General features: G+C 65.0%; 9 protein-coding genes. 1 reads left to right on the top strand and 8 read right to left on the bottom strand.

Translation table 11 applies throughout. The features are described from left to right. From G6031_RS03395 to ctaD, 3 genes are all read right to left on the bottom strand, one after another. Positions 1 to 623 (bottom strand): aminoacyl-tRNA hydrolase (locus G6031_RS03395; protein ID WP_182652436.1); only part of this gene is annotated, 623 nt, incomplete at its 3' end. Between the two features lie 164 nt (positions 624 to 787). Further along, positions 788 to 2,017 carry a phosphoserine phosphatase SerB gene (gene serB / locus G6031_RS03390; RefSeq protein WP_179524839.1) on the bottom strand — a complete coding sequence of 410 codons (1,230 nt, stop codon included), beginning with the start codon at positions 2,015 to 2,017 and terminating at the stop codon, positions 788 to 790. Positions 2,018 to 2,159: 142 nt separating this feature from the next. Further along, on the bottom strand, positions 2,160 to 3,920 hold the full coding sequence (ctaD, locus tag G6031_RS03385; RefSeq protein WP_179524838.1) for a cytochrome c oxidase subunit I: 1,761 nt from the start codon (positions 3,918 to 3,920) through the stop codon (positions 2,160 to 2,162). Between the two features lie 250 nt (positions 3,921 to 4,170). Between ctaD and G6031_RS03380 the strand changes: the two genes are divergently transcribed. Next, positions 4,171 to 5,307: an ABC transporter substrate-binding protein gene (locus G6031_RS03380; protein WP_241737162.1), complete on the top strand. Its 1,137-nt coding sequence runs from the start codon at positions 4,171 to 4,173 to the stop codon at positions 5,305 to 5,307. 689 nt (positions 5,308 to 5,996) lie between these two features. Here G6031_RS03380 and G6031_RS03370 read toward each other — a convergent pair. The 5 genes from G6031_RS03370 to nrdI all read right to left on the bottom strand — a co-directional run bounded on the left by G6031_RS03370 (position 5,997) and on the right by nrdI (position 12,666). Continuing rightward, the gene (locus G6031_RS03370; protein WP_182652434.1) at positions 5,997 to 7,085 is read right to left on the bottom strand and encodes a UvrD-helicase domain-containing protein; all 1,089 of its coding nucleotides are present in this window, start codon (positions 7,083 to 7,085) and stop codon (positions 5,997 to 5,999) included. After that, complete coding sequence (locus tag G6031_RS03365; protein WP_182652433.1) at positions 7,078 to 8,685, bottom strand: AAA family ATPase; 1,608 nt, start codon at positions 8,683 to 8,685, stop codon at positions 7,078 to 7,080. Before G6031_RS03365 ends, G6031_RS03370 begins: the two co-directional genes overlap by 8 nt. 312 nt (positions 8,686 to 8,997) lie before the next feature. Further along, on the bottom strand, positions 8,998 to 10,014 hold the full coding sequence (gene nrdF / locus G6031_RS03360; protein ID WP_182609498.1) for a class 1b ribonucleoside-diphosphate reductase subunit beta: 1,017 nt from the start codon (positions 10,012 to 10,014) through the stop codon (positions 8,998 to 9,000). A 55-nt stretch (positions 10,015 to 10,069) separates the two neighbouring features. Next, a complete protein-coding gene (gene nrdE, locus G6031_RS03355) occupies positions 10,070 to 12,151 on the bottom strand; it encodes a class 1b ribonucleoside-diphosphate reductase subunit alpha (RefSeq protein WP_241731034.1) in 2,082 nt (693 codons plus the stop codon). A gap of 68 nt (positions 12,152 to 12,219) precedes the next feature. Continuing rightward, complete coding sequence (gene nrdI, locus G6031_RS03350) at positions 12,220 to 12,666, bottom strand: class Ib ribonucleoside-diphosphate reductase assembly flavoprotein NrdI (protein ID WP_182638681.1); 447 nt, start codon at positions 12,664 to 12,666, stop codon at positions 12,220 to 12,222. Positions 12,667 to 12,709 lie beyond the last annotated feature (43 nt).

The following is a 12,709-nucleotide window of genomic DNA, read 5'->3' as shown; positions in this document are numbered from 1 at the left end:
ACCGTCAGCGAGCCCGGCGCGACCTCCGTGTACCCGGCGTCGACCACGGCGGCCACTCCCGGGGCACGGGCGGACACGGCCGCCGAGAGGTCGCGCCACCGGGCGGGGTCCGCCTCACGGACGGCCACCGGGAGCCCGCCGTCGATCCACCGCTCGAGCCGGTCGCGGTCCATCTCCGCGATCAGCACCATCACGCCGTGACCGACCTGGGCGGCGGCCTTCCCCACGGACATCTCCAGCGCCCTGTCGACCCACACCACCGGCACACCCGGCGGCGGAGGGCCGGGATCGTCACGCTCGAGGTCGGTACCCCCGATCTGCAGACGGCCGAGTCGCGGGTCCACCTCGTCGACCGGGCCGGGGACGAACGCCCGGGCCGCGCACCCGTCCACCTCGCGGGTCACACCGTCGACCTCGAGAGCGGTACGCCACTGGGCGCCTCGCGCCCGCCGCGCGATCTTGCGCATCCGGGCGTCCAACCACGCGCCGTAGGCCTCGTGCCACCGCCCACCCGGCGCGACACGCTCGTCCAGGCACAGCGCGGCGACGGCGCCCGCGACGGCCTCGAGCAGCGGGGTCCGTCCGGGGAGGTCCGCCTTGGGCAGGTGCAGCACGATCGGCATGGATCGGACGGTGCCGCGGTCATCCGGGTCCTCGGTCCCGGCCGACCCGGCGCGAAGTCGGGCGTGGCACCAGTCGAGCGCGGCACCGGTCGCAGGACCTCCCGCCGGTGGTGCGTCGGTCGGTGGCTCCTCGGGACGCGGCCCCTCGACCTGTGGTCCCTCGGTCACACGAGCGGGACGCGTCGGTAGGTGCCGGCGGCGGTGTCTGCCGCCTCGATCTCGTCGCGCGTGATGCCGAGGACGAACAGGACGGTGTCGAGGAACGGCTTGGACAGCGACGCGTCGGCCACCTCGCGGAGGGCGGGCTTGGCGCAGAATGCGATCCCCAGCCCCGCAGCGGTGAGCATGTCGATGTCGTTCGCCCCGTCGCCCACCGCGACGGTCTGGCTCAGCGAGATGCCGAGCTCCTCGGCGAACTCGCGCAGGTAGTCGGCTTTGGCCTCACGGTCCACCACCTCGCCGATGACGCGGCCGGTGAGTACGCCGTCCTCGATCTCGAGCGTGTTGGCCCGCGCGAAGTCGAGACCCAGCTCCTCGGCGAGGCCGGCGATCACCTGGATGAACCCGCCCGACACCACTCCGCAGCGGATGCCGAGACGCTTGAGCGTGCGGATCGTCGTCCGCGCACCCGGGGTCAGAACGATGCTGGCCGCGACCTCGTCGAGGACGGTGGCCGGCAGTCCGGCCAGGGTCGCCACGCGCTCGTGGAGGGACTGGGCGAAATCCAGCTCCCCCCGCATCGCGCGTTCGGTGACCGCGCGCACCTCGGCCTCCCTGCCCGCGTGGGCGGCGAGCATCTCGATGACCTCACCCTGGACCAGGGTGGAGTCCACGTCGAACACCACCAGACGCTTGGACCGGCGGCCCAGCCCGGCACCGTCCACCGAGATGTCGACGCCGTGCGCGTCCGACAGGGGCGCCATCGCCTCGCGCAGCCTGGCGTCGTCGGCGGCGTCGCGGCCGGCGGTCGAGACCTGCAGCTCCAGCCCCGTCACCGGGTAGTCGGCGATCCCCCGGATCGTGTCGATGTTCGCGCCGATCGACGCGAGCGAACCCGCCACCGCGGAGAACGCCGACGCGGTGACCGGACTGCCGAGGATCACCACCGCGTGGGTCGAGGGCGGCGTGGGGGGCGCGATGTCGTCGAACTGGACCTCCAACTGCATTCCCAGCTCGTGGACCTGCTCGGTGAGCTCGCGGACCACGGTCACGATGTCGGCGCCCGCGTCCACCCGGACCATGAGCCCCAGGGAGAGATGGCCGTTGACCACGACCTGCTCCACGTCCACCAGGTCGGCGTGGTGGGAGGCGAGGACCGACATGATCCTCGCGGTCACACCTGGCCGGTCGGGACCGGTGACGGTGAGTAGTGCCGGGGTACCGGGGGTGCTCACGTGTGCTCCTGACGAGTGCTCGTGCTGACGACTGGGGGTGGTGGACCGGACGGGCTCACACGCGCCGAACCCCGCCGGAGGACGAGCCTACCGACGGGGTTCAGCGGGGTCCGACGCCCGTGGGTGAGTACGGGCGGGTGGGTCAGCCCCTCTGCGGTGACGAGCCGCGCTCGGCCACGTCCTTGACCGCAGCCGGGTCCTGGGCCGCGGCCCGGCCCCCGACGTGGGCCTCCGCACGCATGCGTTCGCTCATGTGCGGGTAGTGCAGTTCGAACGCCGGCCGCTCGGAGCGGATCCGGGGCAGGGTCACGAAGTTGTGACGCGGCGGCGGGCAGGAGGTCGCCCACTCGAGCGAGTTGCCCGCACCCCACGGGTCGTCGACCGTGACGATCTCGCCGTAACGCCAGCTCTTGATGACGTTCCAGATGAACGGCAGCATCGCGATGCCGAGGATGAACGACCCGATGGTGGAGATCTGGTTGAGGACCGTGAAGTTGTCCGTCGCCAGGTAGTCGGCGTACCGGCGGGCCATGCCCTGGTTACCGAGCCAGTGCTGCACGAGGAACGTGGTGTGGAAGCCGATGAACATCAGCCAGAAGTGCCACTTGCCCAGCGTCTCGTCGAGCATCCGGCCCGTCATCTTGGGGAACCAGAAGTACACGCCGGCGAACGTGGCGAACACGATCGTGCCGAAGAGCGTGTAGTGGAAGTGGGCGACGATGAAGTACGTGTCCGAGATGTGGAAGTCGATCGGCGCCGCGGCCATCATGATGCCCGTCAGACCACCGAAGAGGAAGGTCACGATGAAGCCGAGCGCGAAGATCATCGGCGTCTCGAACGTCATCTTGCCCCGCCACATGGTGCCGATCCAGTTGAAGAACTTCACACCCGTCGGAACGGCGATGAGGAACGTCATGAAGGAGAAGAACGGCAGGAGCACCGCACCGGTGACGAACATGTGGTGCGCCCAGACCGCCATGGACAGCGCGGCGATGGCCAGGGTCGCGAAGATCAGACCGGCGTAACCGAAGAGCGGCTTGCGCGAGAAGACCGGGAACACCTCGGAGACGATGCCGAAGAACGGCAGGGCGAGGACGTACACCTCGGGGTGACCGAAGAACCAGAACAGGTGCTGCCAGAGGATGGCGCCACCGTTGCCCGGATCGTAGATGCGGCCACCGAACTGCCGGTCGTAGAAGACGCCGAGAGCGGCGGCGGTGAGCAGCGGGAAGATCAGCAGGATCAGGACCGACGCCACGAGGATGTTCCACGTGAAGATCGGCATACGGAACATGGTCATGCCCGGTGCGCGGAGGCAGATGATCGTGGTGACGAAGTTGACGGCGCCGAGGATGGTACCGATACCGCCGATGCCCACACCGAGGATCCACAGGTCCGCGCCGACGGCCGGCGAGTGGATCTTGTCGGCCAGCGGCATGTACATGGTCCAGCCGAACGCGGCCGCACCACCCGGGGTGAGGAAGCCCGAGAGCATGATCGTGCCGCCGACCGCGAACAGCCAGTAGCCCAGGGCGTTCAGTCGCGGGAACGCGACGTCGGGGGCGCCGATCTGCAGCGGCATGATGTAGTTCGCGAACCCGATCACGATCGGGGTGCCGTACAGCAGCAGCATGACCGTGCCGTGCATGGTGAACAGCTGGTTGAACTGCTCGTTGGACAGGAACTGCATGCCCGGGACGAAGAGCTCCGCCCGGATGAGCAGGGCCATGAGCCCGCCGATGAAGAAGAAGACGAAACAGGTGACGATGTACATCAGGCCGAGCAGCTTGTGATCGGTCGTCGTCATCATCTTCCACACGAACGAACCCGGCCGGGCGGTGCCCGTGGGTACGCCCGGCGGATGGTCGAGATCGTCGACCGGCTTGGGGGCCACTGCGGTCATAAGGGTCCTCCTGAACGCCTCACCCGACGCCGCGGGTCGAACCACCGACCCCACGTCGAACGCAAAGGAATAGTGCGTGAGGGCAATCCTAACCCTCCGCTGAGAGCGTCCACCACTCACCCCGCCGAACTCGCCGGGGCGGGTCATCTGCGGGAATCCGGCCCCGCCACGACACGCCCGAGATGACGCCCGGACCCGCCTCGACCTCCACTTCGACTGCGCCCGCGACCCATCTCCTAGGCTCTCCCCCATGACCGATCTCGCGCCGAGCCGACACCGCCCTCGCGGACGGGGGTACCCTTCCACCCCCGTGCGGGTCACGGTGGGCGTCGTGGGCCCGCTCGTCGCCGGCCTCGTGCTCGCCGGGTGCGGGCCGTCCCCCGTCGACATGGTCGAGCACCCCGTCACCACGACCCCCTCACGGATGGCCGGCGAGGAGCTCCAGCGCTCCGCCGAACCGGAGGAGTCGTGTGCGCCCGTACCGGCGCCGGCCGAGTTCGCCGGGAACGGCGTCAGGCAGGTCGAGTCCGTGGACCCGGCCGACGCGACGGTCGAGGTCCCCCGGTCGCCGGAACGGATCCTGGCGCTCGGGGCCGGGGCCGTGGACGTCGCGTGCGGCCTGGGGCTGCAGGACCTCGTCGTCGGGACCTCCGGTCTGCCCCGCGACGCCGACGTCTACCTCCCCGCGCCCCTCGTGGGACTGCCCGACCTCGCGATCACCGGCGACTCGGGCGCGGAGGAGGCCGCGGCCGCGGCCCGTGAACTCGACCCCGACCTCATCGTGTTGGCGGACTCGCCCGATCCCGACCCGTCCGTGGTGCGGGCGTTGGCGGAGGTCGCCCCGACGGTCGTGTACGACGCGCGGGCTCTGAACTGGACCGAGAGCACCGAGGCGATCGCCGACGCCTACGGGCGCCCGCGTGCCGGCGGGGATCTCCTGCTGGACGTGATCGACCGGGCCCGGTTCACCGCCGACGCCTCCACCCCGAGCGACACCTGGGTCTCGCTCGTCTCCGTCTCCGACGGCGTCGCGGTCCAGCGGCCGGACACACTCGGGAGCCTCATGCTCGAGGCGGTCGGTGCCGGCCGGCCCCCGGCGCAGCGCACCCGGGACGGCCAGCGGATCGAACCCGCCCCCGAGTCTCCTCCCGTGGGCGATGAACTCGACGGTGACGTGATCTTCGCCGTGGTGGGCGGCGGTGACGGCTCGGAGCAGTCCGCGCGGGAGGCCTTCGCCACCGAGCGGTGGACGGACCTCGACGCGGTGGGCGCCCGCCGCATGTTCGTCGTGGACCGGGCCGTGTGGGAGGGATCCGGCCCGGTGGCCGCGCGCGCGGTCCTCGACGACATCCGGAGTTCCATCAACGGGATCGCCCCGGACGGGTAGGGGCGGGTGGCAACCGTCGGAGATGCTGCCAAACTTGGTCACATCAAATCCGAATTGGCCCGAGCCGGTGCCTACAGCGTAGTCGCACAATCTTGCGGATGACCGCTGGGCAGGCGCGGTTCGGGCTCGTGCGGGGATGTGAGCTGCGATCGGTTATGCCGGCCCCTTGCGTACGGTAGCGGTCGGCCCACTTCCTGGCGGCTCGGGGCGCGAGCATGAACATCTCGACCGCAGCTTAGTAGGTCTAAACCCACTCGACGATCAGTCTCGCCAAGCGCAACCGGGTGCATGGAGTCAGGGGGGCGTTAACGTGGGACAGGAAGGTCGCCTGGTTGATGAAGCGAAGAATTAGACAGTTCCACTTCATAACCGGAGGCCTTCACATGTCAGCCGAACCCACCATTGCCAGCCGGAACAACCTGCCTGGACATCGCAACTAGCAGTCCCAGATCTCGTCGAGAATCTACAGACCTGCGGATCTACCGCACCTCCGTCTCTCACGCTTTCCACTCGCAACTTGAGCTATGACTGTTTCATCCTGGAGGGGTTCAGACGCGATCCAGTTCTACCGAACCTCGCCGTGATATTCGACGTTCCGGCGCTTCGCGCCAGGTGGGCGGTGTCGTGAGCAGGTGCCAGGTCGACATCAAGTAGCGGTGCGCCCAACACACCGGCGAATTGGCGAAGCTCTAGCAAGCAATCCAGTGTGGATGCTCGCTTTGACCGGGATCATCAATGATAAACGCCACACTCTGCTCGGCTCGCGTTACCGCCACGTAGAGGTAGGCGGCAGCCTGCTCTTCAAGCTGCGCCCCCGTACGGAGCAACTTCTTCATGTCGTTGGTTGGTTGGATCAGAACATGCTTGTGACCAAGCCCTTTCGATACGCCGATATTCATCGGAGCAAGATAGTCGAATCTGCGGCCCGAGGCGGCTGTTCGGCGCAGGACCAGAGGGCTGTACTTACGGACATAGGCATCCACGTCGGACGACCTCACAAGGTATACGCCATCGTGATCTGTAACAGTGTCGTTCCTAGAGACTGTGGGGTCGAAGCCTCGACCTGTAGCAAAGAGTGAGTCCGCAAGCTGAGCAACCTCGGGACGGCACCGGTGTGTGATGCACTTCTGGTCAATGGTCAGCCGTCTGGCTCGCTCCTGAGCCTGAAACCAATCCCAGATTCTCATATATCTGTACTGCTTGTTCTTGCGCTCTCGCGGATTCGTTACCAGGATCGCCTGACGTACGTCACCGACCATCTCTAACGGGATATCGGACGTCATGAGGAGCCGAAGCACCTCAAGATCCCATCCACATAGATCCTGAACCTCGTCTATAAAGATCCGGTCGTATACTCGCTCCAGCCGGCGAACGGGGGCGCCACCAGCAGCATCGTTTACACGGTGTGCGATCTGGGCGAGGTGGACCTTGCGCACTTCACTCCGCTGGTTGAAGTACCGTCGCCACTCCTCGTTGGCAGCACCCTGCTGGGGTTCGCTCTTGAAGTCGAAACCACGGACACGTTGGTTCGGAAATGCGAAGGGCAGGTACGGCCGGACGAAGTGGCCAATTAAGAACGAGAACCACCCGCTTACCTCTGTGTTGTGGCGGTCCCCAGCCTCAGTCGCGAGTCGATTGCCCAGTTCCCGTTGGTTCGCTGAGGTATAGGTCAGCACCAAGATCCGCTCGTTGGGGTCGGCACTCGCGCACGCGTCTACAATGCCCTTGGTCTTCCCCGATCCAGCGACTGCCAGTGTCAAGTGATTGTTGTTAGCCACGGATGAACTCGATCGCCTCCTTAAAGTACGGGGGCGGAGTGAGGATCTGGGGAGACTCAACAATTCGGAGGGCAGCCTCTGTCTTGGCGTTGGTCATCCAGGTCTCTAGGCCAGCTCGGTCAGTGACACCTAAGATGAGCCGCATCTTAGCTTCGTCTGGGTTGGCCGAGAGAATCTGTGGTTCCAGGGTCTCGCCTAGCGCCGGTTCACCGATGAACACTTTTCGCCGAGTGTCGTGCACGAGGTCGCCGAGCTCAGCGACAAGGTCCGCTGGCTTGTTACCATCATTGTCACGGAGCACTGCACACTGCTTGTCCAACAGCTTGGCCACCTCAAGACACCGTGCTAGCGAAAGCCCGCGCATCGAGAAGACATCAATGCCATCCTCGATTGGACGGCGTCCAACCTCGTCCCTGAAGAAGCGCTCAAACAGGAGCTCGTCAGAAGGACCTTCGACCAGCACAAACTTTTCGGCGAGAACCATTCGCAGCGTGTCATAACCAGGCAGCTTTTTAAAGTACTTAACGGTCTCCTCGGTGAGATCGCCGAACTTGCCGACCGTTCCACTGCCAACAAGCCGCAGTCCATCGAGTCCGAGACGATTGAGCACATACGAGCTGTGGGTCGTAATGAGTAGTTGCTGCTCATCCCCGGCCAGCGCTTCGATTCGCTTGAGCAGCACGTTGAGGCTCGTGTGCGACAGGTGGTTCTCTGGTTCCTCAACCATAGCCACGCGTGCTCTGTCGGCCTCACGGCTCATGGCGAGCGCGATCTTGATTGCAGCCTGCTGACCCTGGCCGGCCATCGCAAACGGCAACTCGGCCACGTGTGGCACGACACTTGAATCCCACGATCCGCGCGAGGACTGGTCCATGGCGAGCGAGATGGGCTTGTCATCAAGAGCGCCCTCGAGCTCCTCCATTTCATCATTTAGGGCCTTAAGGTGCTGTCTAGTCATCTCCTCCTTGACCTTGCGGAACGCCAAGGAGACTTGTGCTTTAGCGTCGGGCTTGAGGTGGTCGTTGAGAATCTGTCTCAGATGGTAGTCGACGCCATTATTTGATCGGATTGTGCGCGAGTCAATAATCGCGGTAGTCAGTTCCTTGGGACGCGCCGTTAAGACCTTATCTCCGAACGAGCACCAGTCGACCTTGTAGTACTCGACTGGAATGATTGCGGTCACCGAATTCAGGTGCGCTTCAATCTCCTCCGCATACTCCGGGTTCGGCTCGATACGCATCCGGACCCCCGGGCATTCACGAGTCGGCTGATCGGAGTTGTGTGCACCAAGCAGATGCTCGGCAAACTCGTCCCTATCCGCCAGAAAGACTTCGATGTCAATGACTGGCGGTGCCACCGTCCGACCGCTCGAACGAGCCTGGAAGAACGCCGTCACATGGTCACGGTTGAACCAATAGGGGTTGAGCTCTTCAGATGCTGGCCGACCGTTGACACGACCAGTGAGCGCCAAGCCAATCGCCTCAAGGAGGGTCGACTTCCCCGAATCATTGTCACCAACGAGCACATTGAATCTGGGATGCGGCTCAAAGACCAAGTCACTGAACTTTCGGAAGCCACGTATTCGGACCTTCTCAATCATTCCCACTCCTCCGCTGCCAGTGGCGAGGCTAGGAACATGCCCGAGCCGATTGGAATCGAGTTGATCAAGAGACGTTGCTGCCAACGACTACCCCGCAAGCACATGCCTCCCCGATTCCCGTGCGTGTACGCAGCGCGACCATATACTCCTCGCGCTTGTGCGAGGAGCAACAACCGACACTCAGCTCGCGACTTGTCGAAACACACTTGGCAAGTTGCCGTCACCAACGATCGGATCACTTGTGGGACCGGTCAGGGAACCGCTAGTTGCATGTTAGTAAAGCCCCAAGCCGGCTGGGGCTGGAAACCAGGCTTAGAAATCCCAGTCCTCGTCCTCCGTGGCGACGGCCTTGCCCATGACGTAGGAGCTGCCGGAACCCGAGAAGAAGTCGTGGTTCTCGTCGGCGTTCGGGCTGAGCGCCGAGAGGATCGCGGGGTCGACGTTGGTCTCGTCCTTGGGGAACATCCCCTCGTATCCGAGGTTCATCAGCGCCTTGTTGGCGTTGTAGCGCAGGAACTTCTTGACATCCTCGGTCCACCCCACCGTGTCGTAGAGGTCCTCGGTGTAGTCCGCCTCGTTGTCGTACAACTCGAAGAGCAACTCGAAGGTGTAATCCTTCAACTCGTCGCGCTCGGCCTGACCGATCTGCTCGAGGGCACGCTGGTACTTGTATCCGATGTAGTAGCCGTGCACGGCCTCGTCCCGGATGATGAGCCGGATGATGTCCGCCGTGTTGGTGAGCTTGGCCCGCGAGGACCAGCGCATGGGCAGGTAGAAGCCCGAGTAGAAGAGGAACGACTCGAGGAGGGTCGAGGCGATCTTGCGCTTGAGGGGATCCTCCCCGGAGTAGTACCCGAGGATGATGTGCGCCTTGCGCTGCAGGAAGGTGTTCTCCTCCGCCCAGCGGAAGGCGTCGTCGACCTGCGGAGTGGAGCACAGCGTCGAGAAGATGGTGGAGTAGCTCTTGGCGTGGACCGACTCCATGAACGCGATGTTGGTGAGCACCGCCTCCTCGTGGGGGGTCGACGCGTCGGGGATCATGCTCACCGCGCCGACCGTCCCCTGGAGGGTGTCCAGCAGCGTCAGGCCGGTGAAGACCCGGGTGGTGAGCTGTTGCTCCGAGTCCGTCAGGGTCTGCCACGACGGGATGTCGTTGGACACCGGGACCTTCTCCGGCAACCAGAAGTTACTGGTGAGCCGACCCCAGACCTGATCGTCGACCTCGTCCGTGACGCGGTTCCAGTTGATCGCCGACACCCGGTCGACGAGCCGGGGGGCGACCCCGGCGGCGGGGCTGTGGGATCCCGGAGCGTGCAGCTCGGCGGTCATCGGATCTCCTCGTGATGGCGGGGGCGGTTCGGGGCGCAGGCCTGAGGCCCGGGGGTCAGAGCATGCACGAGACGCAGCCCTCGACCTCGGTGCCCTCGAGCGCGAGCTGGCGCACGCGGATGTAGTACAGGGTCTTGATCCCCTTGCGCCACGCGTAGATCTGGGCGCGGTTCACGTCGCGGGTGCTGGCCGTGTCCTTGAAGAACAGGGTCAGCGAGAGTCCCTGGTCCACGTGCTGGGTGGCCGCCGCGTACGTGTCGATGATCTTCTCGTACCCGATCTCGTACGCGTCCTGGTAGTAGTCCAGGTTGTCGTTGGTCAGGTAGGGCGCCGGGTAGTAGACGCGACCGATCTTGCCCTCCTTGCGGATCTCGATCCGGGACGCGACAGGGTGGATCGACGAGGTCGAGTTGTTGATGTAGCTGATCGACCCGGTGGGCGGCACGGCCTGCAGGTTCTGGTTGTAGATGCCGTACTGCTGCACGTCGGCCTTGAGTGCGCGCCAGTCCTCCTGGGTGGGCACCGCGACGCCCGCCTCGGTGAACAGCTGGCGCACCCGCTCGGTGGCCGGCTCCCACACCCTGTCCGTGTACTTGTCGAAGAACTCACCGGACGCGTACGTGGACTCCGGGAACCCGGCGAACCACGTCCCCCGCTCCCGCGCGAGGAGATTCGACGAGCGGACCGCGTGGTAGAGCACCGTGTAGAAGTAGATGTTCGTGAAGTCCACGCCCTCCTCGGACCCGTAGTGGATCCGCTCGCGGGCGAGGTAGCCGTGCAGGTTCATCTGCCCCAGGCCGATCGCGTGGGACTCGGCGTTGCCCCGCTCGATCGACGGGACCGAGTCGATGTGGGTCTGGTCGGACACCGCGGTCAGGCCCCGGATCGCCGTCTCGATGGTCCGGCCGAAGTCCGGTGAGTCCATGGCCTTGGCGATGTTGAGGGAGCCGAGGTTGCAGGAGATGTCCTTACCCACGTGCGAGTAGGTGAGGTCCTCGTTGTACGTCGACGGCGTGGAGACCTGGAGGATCTCCGAGCACAGGTTCGAGTGGGTGATCTTGCCGGCGATCGGGTTGGCCCGGTTCACCGTGTCCTCGTACATGATGTACGGATATCCGGACTCGAACTGTAGCTCGGCGAGGGTCTGGAAGAAGTGCCGCGCGTTGATCTTGGTCTTCTTGATCCGGCTGTCCTCGACCATCTCGGTGTAGTGCTCCGTGATGTCGACGTCCGCGAAGGGCTTGCCGTAGATCCGCTCGACGTCGTACGGCGAGAACAGGTACATGTCGTCGTTGCGCTTGGCCAGCTCGAACGTGATGTCCGGGATCACCACGCCCAGCGACAGGGTCTTGATGCGGATCTTCTCGTCCGCGTTCTCCCGCTTGGTGTCGAGGAACTTGAAGATGTCCGGGTGGTGGGCGTGCAGGTACACCGCACCGGCACCCTGGCGGGCGCCGAGCTGGTTGGCGTAGGAGAAGGAGTCCTCCAGCAGCTTCATCACGGGGATGACGCCGGAGGACTGGTTCTCGATGTGCTTGATCGGGGCGCCGTGCTCGCGGAGGTTCGACAGCAGCAGTGCCACTCCGCCACCGCGCTTGGACAGCTGCAACGCGGAGTTGATGTTGCGGCCGATGGACTCCATGTTGTCCTCGATACGCAGGAGGAAACAGGAGACGGGCTCGCCGCGCTGCTTCTTGCCCGAGTTCAGGAACGTGGGGGTGGCCGGCTGGAAGCGACCGTCGATGATCTCGTCGACCAGGCGGCGGGCCAGGTCCTCGTCGCCGTCCGCGAGCGTGAGGGCGACCATGCAGACGCGATCCTCGTAGCGCTCGAGGTACCGCTTCCCGTCGAAGGTCTTGAGCGTGTACGAGGTGTAGTACTTGAACGCGCCGAGGAACGTGGGGAAGCGGAACTTCTTGGCGTAGGCGTGGTCGAACAGCTCCCGCACGTAGTTGCGCGTGTACCGGTCGAGCACCTCCCGCTCGTAGTAGTTCTTGTCGACCAGGTAGTCCAGCTTCTCGTCCAGGTTGTGGAAGAAGACCGTGTTCTGGTTGACGTGCTGGAGGAAGTACTCCCGCGCGGCCTCACGGTCCTTGTCGAACTGGATCCTGCCGTCCGCGTCGTAGAGGTTGAGCATGGCGTTGAGCGCGTGGTAATCCAGGCGCTGCCCCTCGCCCGCCTCGCCGGCGATGGTGCCTTCGGGGGTCACGGTCGGTGCTGCCAAAACTCTTCCAATCCCTCGCGGACGCGGATGACGTCCTCTTGTGTGCCCATCAGTTCGAACCTGTAGAGGTACGGGACCTCGAGTTTGCGTGCGATCACGTCGCCGGAGACCGCGTAGTCCGAACCGAAGTTGGTGTTACCGGCGGCGATCACGCCGCGGCAGAGGCTTCTGTTGTGCTCGTTGTTCAGGAACGTGACCACCTGTCGCGGGACCGACGCCCCGGTCCTGCCCGTGACCTCGAGGCATCCCCCGTACGTCGGGACGATCAGAACATACGGGTCCGACACGATCGGCCCCGCTTCGGTCCTCCGCGTGGGTATGCGCAGCGCCGGGAGCCCCAGACGGTCGACGAACCGCTTGGTGTTCTCGGAGACGTTGGAGAAGTAGACGATCCTCACCGGCTCGGTGGCCGACAGCGGAGCCGCCATGACTGCCCCCTTCGGATCTACATGTGTTCCGGGTCCGCCCCGG

The organism is Dietzia sp. CQ4, from assembly GCF_014145125.1.
Taxonomy (GTDB): Bacteria; Actinomycetota; Actinomycetes; order Mycobacteriales; family Mycobacteriaceae; genus Dietzia; species Dietzia natronolimnaea.
This window is presented reverse-complemented; position numbering and strand designations above follow the sequence as displayed.